General features: G+C 59.9%; 15 protein-coding genes. 9 read left to right on the plus strand and 6 right to left on the minus strand.

What is annotated here, in order from left to right; translation table 11 throughout:
- Positions 1-226: 226 nt before the first annotated feature.
- On the plus strand, positions 227-2,404 hold the full coding sequence (locus tag AACY18_RS05270; RefSeq protein WP_339430244.1) for a malate synthase G: 2,178 nt from the start codon (positions 227-229) through the stop codon (positions 2,402-2,404).
- A 117-nt stretch (positions 2,405-2,521) separates the two neighbouring features.
- Here the strand turns inward: AACY18_RS05270 and AACY18_RS05275 are convergent, their stop codons facing one another.
- Complete coding sequence (locus AACY18_RS05275) at positions 2,522-2,968, minus strand: response regulator (RefSeq protein ID WP_339430245.1); 447 nt, start codon at positions 2,966-2,968, stop codon at positions 2,522-2,524.
- Positions 2,969-3,221: 253 nt separating this feature from the next.
- Here AACY18_RS05275 and AACY18_RS05280 point away from each other — a divergent pair, with 253 nt between their 5' ends.
- The 3 genes from AACY18_RS05280 (at position 3,222) to AACY18_RS05290 (ending at position 6,581) form a co-directional block, all read left to right on the plus strand.
- Positions 3,222-5,162: a putative nucleotidyltransferase substrate binding domain-containing protein gene (locus AACY18_RS05280; RefSeq protein ID WP_339464455.1), complete on the plus strand. Its 1,941-nt coding sequence runs from the start codon at positions 3,222-3,224 to the stop codon at positions 5,160-5,162.
- Positions 5,159-5,866 (plus strand): 3'-5' exonuclease, encoded by a 708-nt coding sequence (locus tag AACY18_RS05285; RefSeq protein WP_339464458.1) that lies wholly within the window; start codon positions 5,159-5,161, stop codon positions 5,864-5,866. The genes AACY18_RS05280 and AACY18_RS05285 overlap by 4 nt, the downstream gene beginning before the upstream one ends.
- 85 nt (positions 5,867-5,951) lie before the next feature.
- Positions 5,952-6,581: a glutathione S-transferase gene (locus AACY18_RS05290; protein ID WP_339464459.1), complete on the plus strand. Its 630-nt coding sequence runs from the start codon at positions 5,952-5,954 to the stop codon at positions 6,579-6,581.
- A gap of 175 nt (positions 6,582-6,756) precedes the next feature.
- Here AACY18_RS05290 and creD read toward each other — a convergent pair whose 3' ends face one another.
- The 4 genes from creD to rloA2 form a co-directional block, all read right to left on the minus strand.
- Complete coding sequence (gene creD / locus AACY18_RS05295; RefSeq protein ID WP_339430249.1) at positions 6,757-8,127, minus strand: cell envelope integrity protein CreD; 1,371 nt, start codon at positions 8,125-8,127, stop codon at positions 6,757-6,759.
- 109 nt (positions 8,128-8,236) lie between these two features.
- Complete coding sequence (gene creC, locus AACY18_RS05300) at positions 8,237-9,655, minus strand: two-component system sensor histidine kinase CreC (protein WP_339430250.1); 1,419 nt, start codon at positions 9,653-9,655, stop codon at positions 8,237-8,239.
- Positions 9,655-10,335, minus strand: coding sequence for a two-component system response regulator CreB (gene creB / locus AACY18_RS05305; RefSeq protein ID WP_339430251.1), 681 nt, complete (start codon positions 10,333-10,335; stop codon positions 9,655-9,657). Before creB ends, creC begins: the two co-directional genes overlap by 1 nt.
- A 73-nt stretch (positions 10,336-10,408) precedes the next feature.
- Positions 10,409-10,912, minus strand: a complete 504-nt coding sequence (rloA2, locus tag AACY18_RS05310; protein WP_221731146.1) for a retropepsin-like aspartic peptidase RloA2 — start codon at positions 10,910-10,912, stop codon at positions 10,409-10,411.
- 282 nt (positions 10,913-11,194) lie between these two features.
- Between rloA2 and AACY18_RS05315 the strand changes: the two genes are divergently transcribed.
- Positions 11,195-12,082: an acyltransferase gene (locus tag AACY18_RS05315; RefSeq protein ID WP_339464460.1), complete on the plus strand. Its 888-nt coding sequence runs from the start codon at positions 11,195-11,197 to the stop codon at positions 12,080-12,082.
- A 1-nt stretch (position 12,083) separates the two neighbouring features.
- On the opposite strand, the gene AACY18_RS05320 is transcribed toward AACY18_RS05315, so the two are convergent.
- On the minus strand, positions 12,084-12,641 hold the full coding sequence (locus AACY18_RS05320; RefSeq protein ID WP_221731148.1) for a DUF2780 domain-containing protein: 558 nt from the start codon (positions 12,639-12,641) through the stop codon (positions 12,084-12,086).
- Between the two features lie 148 nt (positions 12,642-12,789).
- Here AACY18_RS05320 and AACY18_RS05325 point away from each other — a divergent pair, with 148 nt between their 5' ends.
- The 4 genes from AACY18_RS05325 (at position 12,790) to AACY18_RS05340 (ending at position 14,739) form a co-directional block, all read left to right on the plus strand.
- Entirely contained in the window at positions 12,790-13,425 is a 636-nt protein-coding gene (locus AACY18_RS05325; protein WP_339430253.1) for a sigma-70 family RNA polymerase sigma factor, read from the plus strand.
- The gene (locus AACY18_RS05330; protein ID WP_339464461.1) at positions 13,422-14,096 is read left to right on the plus strand and encodes an anti-sigma factor; all 675 of its coding nucleotides are present in this window, start codon (positions 13,422-13,424) and stop codon (positions 14,094-14,096) included. The genes AACY18_RS05325 and AACY18_RS05330 overlap by 4 nt, the downstream gene beginning before the upstream one ends.
- A gap of 170 nt (positions 14,097-14,266) precedes the next feature.
- On the plus strand, positions 14,267-14,488 hold the full coding sequence (locus tag AACY18_RS05335; RefSeq protein WP_339464462.1) for a hypothetical protein: 222 nt from the start codon (positions 14,267-14,269) through the stop codon (positions 14,486-14,488).
- A 35-nt stretch (positions 14,489-14,523) separates the two neighbouring features.
- Positions 14,524-14,739, plus strand: a complete 216-nt coding sequence (locus tag AACY18_RS05340) for a cold-shock protein (RefSeq protein WP_339464463.1) — start codon at positions 14,524-14,526, stop codon at positions 14,737-14,739.
- Positions 14,740-14,753: the final 14 nt, after the last annotated feature.

Here is a 14,753-nt window from a genome sequence, read left to right on the forward strand (position 1 = left end):
TAGTATGCCTCCGCGCGCACTACATAACGCTGGATCGATGTCTGCCCAAGGCACGTTCGCAACCCTGAAAGCCCCGTCATCAAGGCCCCAAGCCGTTGATTGGTCCCAGCCCAGCCGCCAGCAATGGCATGTACTGGTCGGAAGGTTTGTGGTTTAAATGGCCAGAGGCTTCATTGTTAAATTGAAGAGCTGAAAAGCGAAATAGCTGAGCAGAGTGAGGCAAGCAATGACTGAACACGTTCAAGTCGGTGGCCTGCAGGTCGCCAAAGTCCTGTTCGACTTCGTGAACAACGAAGCCATTCCCGGTACCGGCCTCACCGCCGACGCATTCTGGGAAGGTGCCGACAAGGTCATTCACGACCTGGCACCGAAGAACAAAGCCCTACTCGCCAAACGCGATGACTTCCAGGCTCGCATTGATGCCTGGCATCAGGAACGCGCAGGCCAGGCGCACGATGCCGTGGCCTACAAAGCCTTCTTGCAGGAAATCGGTTATCTGCTGCCAGAAGCGGCTGATTTCCAGGCAACGACGCAAAACGTCGATGACGAAATCGCCCGTACCGCCGGCCCGCAACTCGTGGTTCCGGTGATGAACGCCCGCTTTGCGCTCAATGCTTCGAACGCCCGCTGGGGTTCGCTGTATGACGCCCTTTACGGCACCGACGCGATCAGCGAAGACGGTGGCGCGCAAAAAGGCCAAGGCTACAACAAGGTGCGCGGCGACAAAGTCATCGCCTTCGCCCGTGCATTCCTCGACGAAGCCGCGCCACTGGCCGCGGGCTCCCACGTCGATTCGACCGGTTACAAAATCGCTGACGGCAAACTGCTGGTCACCCTCAAGGGCGGCAGCAACAGCGGTCTGCGTGACGATGCTCAACTGATCGGTTTCCAGGGCGACGCCAACGCGCCAATCGCGATCCTGCTGAAACACAACGGTCTGCATTTCGAAATCCAGATCGACGCCAGCACCCCGGTCGGCCAGACCGATGCCGCCGGCGTCAAAGACGTCCTGATGGAAGCGGCGCTGACCACCATCATGGACTGCGAAGACTCCGTGGCGGCCGTCGATGCCGACGACAAAGTGGTGATCTACCGCAACTGGCTCGGCCTGATGAAGGGCGATCTGTCGGAAGAAGTCGCCAAGGGCGGCCAGCGCTTCACCCGCACCATGAACCCGGATCGCAGCTACACCACGCCCACTGGCGGTGAAGTGACTCTGCACGGCCGCTCGCTGTTGTTCGTGCGCAACGTCGGCCACCTGATGACCATTGACGCGATTCTCGACAAAGACGGCAACGAAGTGCCGGAAGGCATTCTCGACGGTCTGCTGACGTGCCTGGCGGCCATGCACAACCTCAACGGCAACACGTCGCGCAAGAACACCCGCACCGGTTCCGTCTACATCGTCAAACCGAAAATGCACGGCCCGCAAGAAGCGGCGTTCACCAACGAACTGTTCGGCCGCATCGAAGACGTGCTGGGTCTCAAACGCAACACGCTGAAAGTCGGGATCATGGACGAGGAGCGCCGCACCACGGTCAACCTCAAGGCTTGCATCAAGGCTGCCAGCGAGCGCGTGGTGTTTATCAACACCGGTTTTCTCGACCGCACCGGCGATGAAATCCATACCTCCATGGAAGCCGGCCCGATGGTGCGCAAGGCCGACATGAAGGCTGAGAAGTGGATCGGCGCCTACGAGAACTGGAACGTTGATATCGGTCTGAGCACCGGCCTGCAAGGTCGCGCACAAATCGGTAAAGGCATGTGGGCCATGCCGGACCTGATGGCGGCGATGCTCGAGCAGAAAATCGCTCACCCGCTGGCCGGTGCCAACACCGCATGGGTCCCCTCGCCGACCGCCGCCGCGCTGCACGCGCTGCACTACCACAAGGTCGACGTGTTCGCCCGTCAGGCCGAACTGGCCAAACGTGCCCGCGCTTCGGTGGACGACATCCTGACCATCCCGCTGGCGGTCAACCCGAACTGGACGCCGGAGCAGATCAAGAACGAACTGGACAACAACGCCCAGGGCATTCTCGGTTACGTGGTGCGCTGGATCGATCAGGGCGTCGGTTGCTCGAAAGTGCCGGACATCAATGACGTCGGCCTGATGGAAGACCGTGCCACGCTGCGTATCTCCAGCCAGCACATCGCCAACTGGCTGCGCCACGGTATCGTCACCGAAGCGCAAGTGATGGAAAGCCTCAAGCGCATGGCGCCGGTGGTGGATCGTCAGAACGCCAACGACCCGCTGTACCGCCCGCTGGCACCGAACTTCGACAGCAACATCGCCTTCCAGGCGGCGGTCGAACTGGTGATCGAAGGCACCAAGCAGCCCAACGGCTATACCGAGCCGGTGCTGCACCGCCGTCGTCGCGAGTTCAAGGCTGCCAACGGCCTGTAACCCTGCGTAGATGCCGGACATGAAAAAGCCCTGATCGGAAGATCGGGGCTTTTTTATGGTTCATCACAACCACTGGAGATCCATTGTGAGAGCGGGTTTTTCGGTGTGGCTTGAACGTCAGGGGTCGATCCCCAATTCGTGTTTGACCAGACCGAGCAACTTGCCCGTATCAATGGGTTTGAGCAGAAAGTCCACCACGCTCAAATGCATCGCCGCAATGGCGTCCTTCACATCGGCATCGCCAGACACAATGATGATCGGCATCGCTGCCCTTACCGACTCACGCACCTGGCGAATCAAGTCCAACCCACCGACATTGCCCATGCGCAAATCGGTGATCAACAGACCAATCGATGGTTTCTCCGCCAGCATCTTCAGCGCGGCCTCGCCACTGGCCGCGGTCAGGCACCGAATGCCGTCCAACGCCAGAATCTCCGACAACAGCTCCCGAGCGTCCTTGTCGTCATCGACGATCAATACACGCTGCGCAGGAGGGTCAGGTTCGAGCATTACAGCACTGAGCGCTTCACGCTCGGCGTCGCTCAAAATATCGTGGTCGGGCATGGCGTTCTCTACGTTTTCAAATCATCACCTGGCACAGTCGTCAGACAACGCCAGGCCGAGCTTCAATGTGCACTTCGTCGGATTTTTTTCCAAGAGGTCGGACAGAAGAATTCCCGGCTGATTTTGTAGGGCACTTCCCAAATATGCCCAACGGCATGACGAACCTAGACTTACGTCCAATGGGCACCCTGCACGAGGGGGCCGACCATGGGGGCAACGATCCGACAACAACAATTCGAAAAAGACTGCGGTAATGGTTATGAGTAAAGCGGACGCCTTCACCCAGGCTGGGAAAACCGCCGTGTTGCAGAACATTCAGGGCACCCTGCAGTTTCTCCAGCGCTTCCCGCCCTTCAATCAAATGGAACACGCCCACCTGGCTTATCTGGTGGAGCAATGTCAGCTGCGTTTCTACGGGCAGGGCGAGAGCATCATCAAACCCGCCGATGGCCCGGTCGAACACTTCTATATCGTCAAGCAGGGCCGCGTCGTCGGCGAACGCCCGCACACGGCCAAGGGCGGCACCGAGACCACCTTTGAAATCACCACCGGCGAGTGCTTTCCCCTGGCCGCGTTGCTGGGTGAGCGAGCGACACGCACCGCGCACTTGGCCGGCGAGGACACCTTCTGCCTGCAACTGAACAAACTGGCGTTCATCAAACTGTTCGCCCTCTCCAATGCCTTCCGCGACTTCGCCTTGCGCGGGGTCAGCAGCCTGCTCGATCAAGTCAACCAGCAAGTCCAGCAGAAAGCCGTGGAAACCCTCGGCACGCAATACTCGCTCAACACCCGTCTCGGTGAACTGGCCATGCGTCACCCGGTGACGTGCAGCCCTGCCATGCCACTGCGTGCAGCGGTGAAGCTGATGCACGAGCAACAGGTCGGCAGCATCGTCGTGGTGGATGAGCACAAAGCGCCGCTGGGGATTTTCACCCTGCGCGACCTGCGTCATGTGGTGGCCGACGGTGTGGCCGATTTCGGCGAAGCCATCGAGCGCCACATGACCCAGGCGCCCTTCTATCTTTCGCCCAACCACAGCGCCTTCGACGCGGCCATTGCCATGACCGAAAGGCACATCGCCCACGTCTGCCTGGTCAAGGATCAGCGCCTGTGCGGCGTGGTGTCCGAGCGCGATCTGTTTTCCTTGCAGCGGGTCGATCTGGTGCATCTGGCCCGAACGATCCGCAGCGCGCAACGCATCGAGCAACTGGTGATCCTGCGCGGCGAGATCGGCCAACTGGTCGAGCGCATGCTCGCCCACGGCGCCTCTTCAACCCAGATCACCCACATCATCACCCTGCTCAACGATCACACCGTGTGCCGCGTAATCGAACTGACCCTCGCCGAAAAAGGCGACCCGGGCGTACCGTTCAGTTGGCTGTGTTTCGGCAGCGAAGGCCGGCGCGAGCAAACGCTGCACACCGATCAGGACAACGGCATTCTGTTCGACGCCCGCGATGCCGTGCATGCAGCAGAGATTCGCGCAAAGTTGCTGCCAATTGCCCAGCAGATCAATCAGAGCCTGGCGCAATGCGGCTTCACCCTGTGCAAGGGCAACATCATGGCCGGCAACCCTGAGCTGTGTTTGTCCCGGGCAGAATGGGCGCGGCGGTTCGCGGCATTCATTCGCGAGGCGACGCCGGAGAATCTGCTCGGGTCGAGCATTTACTTCGATCTGCGCGTGGTCTGGGGCGATGAACAGGGTTGCGCGCAACTGCGCCGGGGGATTCTCGATCAGGTCGGCGACAACCGTTTGTTCCAGCGCATGATGGCCGACAACGCCTTGCGTAATCGCCCGCCGGTCGGGCGTTTCCGCGAGTTTGTGCTGGCGCGCAAGAATGGCGAGAAAGCCACCCTCGATCTGAAGGTCCAGGGCCTGACGCCGTTCGTGGACGGCGCACGATTGCTCGCGCTGGCCAACGGCATCGACGCCAACAACACCCTCGAGCGCTTGCGCCAACTGGTGGATAAAGAAGTCATCGAACCGCTGGACGGCGCGGCGTATGAAGAGGCTTATCACTTCATTCAGCAAACGCGCATGCAGCAGCATCAGATCCAGACGCGCGAGAACCTGCCGTACTCCAACCGTGTCGACCCCGACAGCCTCAATCATCTGGATCGACGCATCCTGCGCGAATCCCTGCGCCAGGCTCAACGCCTGCAAAGCAGCCTGACCCTGCGGTATCAGTTATGAGCCTGTTCTCGTGGCTGCGGCCGGCCAGTGCGGCGCTGCCAGCGGATCTGCAGCAACGCCTGGGGCAACTGCCGGCGATCAGCGAGCTGAGTGAATGCAGCCTGCGCGAACAACGCTGGGTCGTGCTGGACCTGGAAACCACCGGGCTGAACCTGAACAAGGATCGGGTGTTGTCGATTGGCGCCGTGGTGATCGAGGACGGCGCGATCGATTTCAGCCAGCAGTTCGAACGCACGCTGCAATGTCGTGAACTCAAGCTCAGTCCCAGTGTGTTGATCCACGGTCTGGGGCCCAACGCGATTGCCGCCGGCAGCGATCCGGCCGAGGCATTGCTGGCGTTCATGGAGTTTGCCGGTGACAGCCCCGTGCTGGCGTTCCATGCGCCATTCGACCAGCACATGCTTGGGCGGGCACTGAAGGAACATCTGCGGCACAAGTTGCAGCATGTGTTTCTGGATGTCGCCGAGATTGCGCCGATGCTGTGCCCGCAAGCGAACATTCGTGAGGCCGGGCTGGATGAGTGGATCGACTGGTTCAAGCTTGAGGTGTTCGAGCGACATAACGCGAGTGCCGATGCGCTGGCGACGGCAGAGCTGGTGTTGATTCTCTTCAGCCGAGCACGGGGGCAGCAGATTGATAGCCCATTGAATCTTCAACAGCGCTTGAGCCAGTGGAAGCGACGGCGGCAGGTGCCGTCCTTCTAGATCGTCACCCATCAAATCCCTCGCCAGGTCCGCCGCATCTGACTAGGCTAACCTCCTGCTCTTCGTCGACCACCGAGGTTCACCCATGTCCACACCCAGCATGACCCTGTTCCACAACACGCTCTCCCCGTTCGTTCGCAAAGTGATGGTGATGCTGCACGAAACTGGCCAGCAGGATCGCGTCGCCTTGCAAGACTGTGTCCTCAGCCCGGTCAGCCCGAGTGCCGAGCTCAACGCCGACAACCCGTTGGGCAAGATCCCGGCCCTGCGTCTGGCCGACGGCAATGTCATCCATGACAGCCGCGTGATCCTCGACTACCTCGACCACCAACATGTCGGCAATCCGCTGATCCCCCGTGACGGCTCGGCCCGCTGGCGCCGCCTGACCCTGGCCTCGATGGCCGACGGGATCATGGATGCGTCGGTGATGGTGCGTTACGAGCAGGTGCTGCGTGCCCCGGAAAAACACTGGGACGAGTGGATCGAGGCCCAGCGCGACAAGATCCGTCGCACCCTGGCCCTGCTGGAAAGTGATGCGATTGCCGAGCTGACCTGCCATTTCGATATTGCTGCGATCAGCGTGGCCTGTGCCCTGGGTTACCTCGACCTGCGCTTCCCGGATCTGGGCTGGCGCGAGGCCAATCCGCAATTGGCCCACTGGTTCACTGAAGTGAGCTTGCGACCGTCCATGATCGCGACCCTGCCCAAACCTTAAATCGGCGGCGCTTGTTCCGGCCTCTTCGCGAGCAAGCCCGCTCCCACACTGGATTTCGGTAGGCAGGTTCTGTGTGTGGCTTGCCAGCGATGGCACCACCGCGGTGCCGGCGGAAGTGACGCAAAGATCAGCGTCACCAACACCTCAGCCTCTCGCTGATCCTCACGCAACCCGCTCATTGCATCGCCCCCACGTCAAACTCCAGTGGTTTGGCCGGTTTCTGACCGATCCCGTACCAATCCAGTTTGCGCGTCAGCACCATGAACACGCCGAGCAAGCCGAACAGCAACAGCGAGCCCATCAGCAGCGCGTAATCCTCGGCGCTGAGCAACCCGTAAAGCAGGCCATACAACGCTGCCAATCCCGCCGAAAAACACAAACCGTGTCGCACGCTGTGCAAGACGTGGCAGACGTAAAACCCGATCAATAACACGCAGCCACTGGCCGACAGCAGATACGCCAGGGCAAAGCCGATGTGCTCCGACAACGACAGCAGCAACAGATAAAAAAACGCCAGCGCCACACCCACCAACGCGTATTGCACCGGGTGCACTGCCAGGCTCTTGAGCACTTCGAACAGGAAGAAACCGGCGAACGTCAGGACAATGAACAGCAGCGCATATTTGATCGCCCGGTCACTCTTCAGATACTGATCCACCGGATCGATGAAACTCACCCCGAAGCTGCGGGCATTGAACCCATCGCAATCATTGCCGCTCACGCAACGGCTCATGGCGTCTTGCAGGTTGGTAGAAAAAAACGTGGTCTGCCAGTCGGCGCTGAAACCGGCGTCGTTGATTTCACGTTTGGCCGGGAGGAAGTTGCCGATGAAGCTGGGGTGCGGCCAGTTGGCAGTGAGGCTAACGCTGCTGCTCCTGCCCACCGGTAGCACCTGCAACGAACCGGTGCCTTGCAGGCGCAGATCGAAACCGAACGCCAGTTCGTTGGCTTTACGGGTATCGAGCAGTGGCAGCGTTACCCGCACCCCCTCACCCAGCCAACCGACCTGAGTACCGGGAACGAAGTCCAGACGCTGGCCGTCGAGCTCCAGTTTCAAAGCGTTTTCGATCCCGCGAATGTCGCTGATGCCGACCGCCAGAAACGGCGCATCGAACTGGTAATCGCTGAAATCTTCCTGGATGCCCAATTGCGCCGGTAGCGAAAAACTGCCGGTGATGCGGTTATCGGCATGGAACAACCGCGCCTCGTAGATACCCCGGGCACGCAGTTCGGTTTGCACCTGGCCATCGAGTTCGAAGCGCTCGGGCAAAAAATACAAACGCCCACGCTCCTCGCTTGGTTCGTCGTAACGCTGCTCGGTCTTGTCGTTGATCTTCCAGTTGTGAATCACTTTGCGATACGGCACCACCATCACCGGCCCGCTCAATTGCTGGCTGTAACTGGAACTGCGGGCAATGTCTTCCAGCACCCCGTCGCGCCGTTGCTGGCGATCATCGATAACCCCGTCGATCATCAGCAAAGGGATGAGCAACAGCAGGATCAACAGGGCAATCGCCCCGAGCTTTATGGTCAGATTCTTGTTCATGGGACTCTCCCTGTTTTGATCGGCAGAGTCTGGTTGGCGTGTGTGGGAGGAATGTGGGGGAAATATGGAGATTGTATGGAGACTTCACCGAGCCCTTCGCGACTCGGTCTCAAGGCAAGCGCAAAGTCACTTCAACGCCATTTTCAACATTGCGGATGCTCATCGACCCACCATGTAATTTGACGACCTCTTCGACGAAGTTGAGCCCCAGCCCGGTACTCTTGCGCCCACTGTCCGGGCGCGGCAACGAGTAAAACCGCTCGGTCAAACGCGGCAAGGCGTAGTCGGGAATCTGCGCCGTTTCATTGAACAAGCGAAACTCAACCTGCTCGCCCACCCGCTCGGCGCTGAAGCGCAACAACCCCTGCAGTGGCGTGAAATCCAGCGCGTTCTCCAGCAGATTGCCCAGCGCCTGACGCAACAGAAAGGGCTCACCCATCAGCAGCAGATCCGCCGCCACAGCCTGCTCAATGCGCAACTGTTTACCCTCGATGCGCGCCGCCTGCCCTTGCAGCAACTCATCCACAAGCACCGCCAGAGGCACCGCAGTGCGCTCTTCCAGCCCCTGACGCTGTTCAACTTGCGCCAGATTGAGCAACCGCTCGATCAACTGCTGCATCCGCGCACTTTCGCTGTCGATGTTGCTGACAAAACGCATTCGCTGAACCGCGGGCATTTCACCTTGCAGCAACTCCGCCGCACCACGAATCGCCGCCAGGGGGCTTTTCAGTTCATGGGTCAGCGTGTGCACGTAACGCTCGACGTAGGCCTTGCCTTCCAGTTGCGTGCGCATCTGCTCCACCGCTGTCGCAAGCTGCTCCAACTCACCACCGCGATAGTGCGGCACTTCCACCCGCCGCCCTTCACTGACGGCCTGGGCGTAACCGGTCAAACGATGCAGCGCACGGCTCAACCACCACGACAGCAAGGCGCCGAACAACAGACCGAGGCCGATGAGCCCGGCACCATAAAACAGCAGGCGCCGTTCGGTGCGATCAACATAAGGTTGCAATGAGCTGTTGGGCTTGGCGACGGTCACCACACCAATGATCTGACCCTTGTCGCGGATCGGCGCGCCGACGTGCATCACCGAGGACGCGGGGTCATCCGGATCGCTGCGGCTGGAGCGTGCGCCGTACTCGCCACGCAACGTCAGATAGACGTCGTTCCAGCGCGAATAATCCTGCCCCACCGCCACGCCACTGGAATCGAGCACGACGATGCCCTTGGCGTCGGTGACGTAAATGCGATGGTTGACCTGGTTTTTCGGCAGCCCCCAGATCGTCGCTCGCGGCTGGCGCTCACCATAGGCGCGCAGCAACTCGGGCCAGCGGTTCTCGCTGAGGGTGCCGGCCTTGAAATCGTCGCGCAGGATTTCCGCCAGCAGGTTGGCGGTGTCGACCAGGGTTTCTTCGGTGGACTGACGCACGCCGGGACGGATCTCCTCCATCACCGTGTTGAGCACGAAATAGCCGGTCAGGCCGACAAACAGCACATACACCAGGAATATCCGCAGGCCCAACGACATCAGCTATGCCCCGGGCTGTAGCTGTAACCGAGGCCGCGATGCGTCTGGATCGGTTCGGCCTCGGCCCGCACCAGACGCAACTTGGCGCGCACGCTTTTGATGTGGCTGTCGATGCTGCGCTCGTAACCGGCGTCGGCCGCGACGCCCAGTGCATCGAGCAATTGCTCGCGGCTGAACACCCGCTCCGGTTGTTCAAGCAGGCATTGCAACAGACGGAATTCGTGACGGGTCAGGCTCAGCGCCTGGCCGCGATAGCTGATCTGCACACGTTCCGGATCGATGCGAAACAGCCCTGACGTGGCGTCGATGATGGGGCGCGGCGCCATGCGTTTAAGGATAGCCCGGACTCGCGCCGCCACTTCCCGTGGGCTGAACGGCTTGACCACGTAGTCGTCGGCGCCGATCTCCAGGCCCACCACACGGTCGATTTCGGCATCGCGGGCGCTGAGGAACAGCACCGGCACTTCGCTGAAACGCCGCAACTGTTTGCAGGTCTCGAAACCGCTGATGTCCGGCAGACCGATATCGAGGATGAGCAGATCCGCCGGCGTCTGCCGTTGATGTGCCAGCGCCGCCGCGCCGAGGCTCACCCAAGTGGTGGTGAACCCCTCGCCCTGCAAGGCAAAAATCAGCGTGTCGGCAATCGCCGCTTCGTCTTCGACAATCAGAATATGAGGCATGGCGTCCGAGCCTGTGGGTTAGGTGCGCGAACGGTGCCCCAAGCCTGACGTTACGTCAATGAGACCACTTGGCTCAGCAGTCCGGTTTGTCAGCGGTGAAGCGCCGCGCCGGATTCACTGCCGCGCCGAATTCACGCAAGGCCTTGGCACCGATCAGCAGCGGATAGTTGAAATTGCTGCGGTCGGTCAGGTTGACCTCCACGGTGCGTTTGACGTCACCCAGGCACAGTTCCAGATCGACCACCGGGCGCTTGGCGACTTCAGTGGTGTCGCCCTCGTCCTCTTCATCCGAGCGGCTCTTGATCTTGCTGATCCGCGCGACTTTGTGTTCGTAGACCTTGTTGCTGGCGTCCTTGGTGGCGAGGCGGAAGCGCACCCAGTTTTCACCGTCGCGGGTGAAGGTCTCGATGTCTTTGGCCGACAGCGAGGCGGTCAGCGCGCCGGTGTCCATCTTGGCCTTGAGTACTTCACCGCCGATTTCCGGCAGCGCAATGTATTCGTAACGCCCGTACAGGGTCGGCTCGGCGGCCATGACCGGCAGGGCGACGAGGGCAAACAGTGCAAGGAGGGATTTCACGTAGAGGGCTTCCTTGAAAAATGAGGGCGGCAGACGCGAGATTTTAGACACTCATTGAAGCATTCGTTCGCCTTGACCGGCCTTCGCGAGCAAGCCCGCTCCCACAAGGGGAACGCATTTCAAAATGTGGGAGCGGGCTTGCTCGCGAAGAGGCCAGAACAGTCAATACGCATTTAACCCGCACAATACCGGTACAAAAGTGAAACATTCGTCAGCGCAAATTTGGTCTGCCGCCCGAAGCTGCTTATCATGGCGCGCCCATCCAACGTCATAGAGTTGCTTATGCGCCGCCTGCACACCGGCTGTTTCGTCACCCTGCTGCTGTTGCTCAACACCCTGATCCTGATCGGGCCGTTGATGGTCTTTGCCCTGCTCAAACTGGTGGCGCCCGGCCGCTGGCGCGACTATGCGTCGTGGGCGGTGATGTGGATCGCCGAGACCTGGGCCGAGATCGACAAGCTGATTTTCCACCTGTGCATCCCCACTCAATGGGACATTCGCGGCGGCGACGATCTGCGCGGTGACACCTCTTATCTGGTGGTCAGCAACCATCAGTCGTGGGTGGATATTCCGGCGCTGATCCAGACGCTCAACCGGCGCACGCCGTTCTTCAAGTTTTTCCTCAAGAAAGAGCTGATCTGGGTGCCGTTCCTGGGGCTGGCGTGGTGGGCGCTGGATTACCCGTTCATGAAGCGCTACACCAAGGCGTTTCTGGCGAAACACCCGCAACTGGCGGGCAAGGATCTGGAAATCACCAGGCAGGCCTGCGAGCTGTTCAAGCGCCAACCGGTCACCGTGGTGAATTATCTGGAAGGCACCCGCTACACCAGCGCGAAAAGTGCGCAGCAGCAATCACCGTTCAAGCATTTGCTCAAGCCCAAGGCAGGCGGCGTGGCGTTTGTATTGGCGGCGCTGGGTGAGCAACTGGATGCGATTCTCGATGTCACGGTGGTTTATCCACAGCCAAACATTCCGGGCTTCTGGGACTTGATCAGCGGCAACGTGCCGAAGGTGATCATCGACATCAAGACCCGCGAACTCGACCCGGCGCTGTGGCAGGGCGATTACGAAAACGATCCGGTGTTTCGCCAGAAGGTCCAGAGCTGGGTCAACCAACTCTGGAACGAGAAGGATCAGCGCATTGGCGAACTGAAAAACGCGCGCCGCTGAATCAGCTACCGGTGCCCGCGCCCCAGATGCTGCCCAGGCTCTGCAGGAGCGGGCCACCGACACCTTGATCACCGAGGTATTTGAGGAGCACCGGGGCAAACTGGCCGATCATCCCGCTGTCCATGCCCAAGGCGCCGAAGGCGTTGTTCAGATCGCTGGTGTTCTTGACGTTGCCCAGTGCGTTTTCCAGTCCGGCTGACTTGCCCGACGAGCCCAGCAACCCGCTCAACGCCGCCAGGTTGCCGCTACCGCCCGACAGCTTGTCGATGCCTGGCACTTCTTTGGCCAACTGCGAATAATCGGTGCTGCTCAATTGGTTCTTGGCCAAGCCAAGCATGGCGCTCGTGCCGCCGACGGCTTGCTGAGGGGTAACCCCCAGACCGGTGACGGCTTGCAGCAAACCGGCCGTTTCCGAGGTCGGCGCAGCGGCGGTGGCAGCGTTGCCGCCCTGCATGCTCGAAGCAGCCTTGGTCACATCGTCCAGGCTGAACCCGGCAAACACCGGGCTGGCCGCAAGGGTCATCAGCGAAGCCATGGCAATACCGCGTGAAATCTTCATTCAGACATCCTCTTGCGCTGTGAAAACCGCCCGTCAATGAACGGTAAAACTGCCGGTTTGACCGGGCATCCGCCGGCATGTTCCAAGCCAGCGCATCCATTTTCAGCATAGCCACGTATACAGATCGTGAAACCCTGGAATGATCGCGATGAATGGCATAACCGCTGTCGCTGGACTAGCCTGTGAACAGCCCGATACTCACCTTCGTCGCCGAACCTTTGCCTGGAGAGTCGTCATTTCCCTCGCCGACACCGATCAGTTGCGACAGTTGTTGGCCCAGTGTTCACTGGGCGATCGTCGCGCCTTCGAAACCCTGTACCGCAGCGTCGGCCCGCGCCTGCACGGCGTGGCCCTGCGGTTCATGGGCCGCAGCGATCTGGCGGAAGAAGTGCTGCAGGAAAGCTTCGTGCGCATCTGGAACAACGCCTCGCGCTACGAAGCGCACCTGTCGGCACCAATGACCTGGATGATCAACATCACTCGCAACCAAGCCATCGACCAGTTGCGCAAACACCGCGACCGGCCGCTGAGCGATGTCGAACAGGACGCGCTGGCGGACGAAGGTCCTTCAGCACACGACCAATTGAGCAGCGCCCGCGAAGCCCACGCCTTGAACCGCTGCCTGGACAGCCTCGACGGCATGCAACGTCAGTCGATCAGCGTCGCCTACTTTCAGGGATTGTCGTGCACGGAGCTGGCCGAACACCTGGCCACGCCGCTGGGCACGGTGAAATCGTGGATTCGCCGTGGCATGGAACGCCTGCGCCGGTGCCTTGAATCATGAACTACCAGACCCCAGCCCTGCGCCGCGCCCTCGCCGCCGATTACGCCATTGGTTTGATGGGCTCGGCAGCACGGCGACGTTTTGAACAGTTGCTGCTCGACGACGCGGCGCTGCGGGCTGAACTGGCGCAATGGCAGGAAAGCCTGGTTTCTTTGACCGAAGCGCTGCCGGAACATCCGGTGCCCGACCGCGTGTGGCATGGCATTACCGCGCGGATTGAGCCGCAAGTGCTGCACGTGCCGGAAAAACGTCCGTTCTGGAACTGGCTGCGCGTCACGGCGGCGCTGTGTTCGATCGTGGTTTTGGTATTCCTCGGCTCGCTGTACAACCGCGATGACGCCCGCTACAGCGCAACCCTGCTGAGCGCCGACGCGCAACCAGCGCTGAAGGTCCAGGCGCATGCCGATTACCTGCAAGTCGAACCGCTGACATTGGCGGCAATTGATGCGGATCGCAGCCTGGAACTGTGGGCAATTACGGCCGATGGCAAACCGATCTCGCTGGGGGTGATCCCGGCGGGAGGCAAAGGCAAGGTTGAGTTGAGCGAGGCGCAGAAGGTGTTGATCGGCAAGCCGATAGCGCTGGCGGTGAGTCTGGAGCCCAAGGGTGGTTCGCCGACCGGGCAGCCGACGGGGCCGGTTCTTTACCAGGGTGCTTTGGCAGCCCTCTGATCTTTTTAGAGCATTAGTCTCTTGCCGTTCGAATCAATATTTCAAAAGGAACTACACACCTGTCAGATCTGACAGGTGTGTAGCAATCTGGGCTGAAATACGCTGTTGGTGTGTCAATTGTTCGAAGAAAGCGAGGTGCAAGTCACGGTCATTCAACGGGAGATACGGTGATGGAAAAGCAATGTACTCCGCGCGATCAACTGCTCGAATCAGATGTCCCGCCGATCATCTTTTGCATCAACCCGGACGATCCGATCATCAAACACATCAAAGCGGGGCAGAAAGTTACCTATGACCTTGTGCGCGGTGATAACGGTCAATATTACGCAGTCGATATTAAGCTGGCTCAGGACGAGGACATTCTTGATTGCCCTCAACTCTTAGTTGTTTAGTAATATTTTAACCAATCAATGTGGGAAGCTCTGAAATGTCAAATAATAGAGAAGATGGCACGGTCAAATGGTTCAACGATGAAAAAGGTTATGGCTTTATTACGCCAGATAAGGGAGGCGATGACCTCTTCGTCCACGCAATGGCAATCCAAACCGATGGATATAAATCTTTGAAAGAGGGCGAGAAGGTCAGTTTTGTATCAACGAGGGGGCAAAAAGGGATGCAAGCAGAGGAAGTTCAGAAAAAATAACCCAAGAAAGCGGC

Source organism: Pseudomonas sp. EA_65y_Pfl2_P74 (genome assembly GCF_963970575.1).
In the GTDB taxonomy this organism is placed as follows: domain Bacteria; phylum Pseudomonadota; class Gammaproteobacteria; order Pseudomonadales; family Pseudomonadaceae; genus Aquipseudomonas; species Aquipseudomonas baetica_A.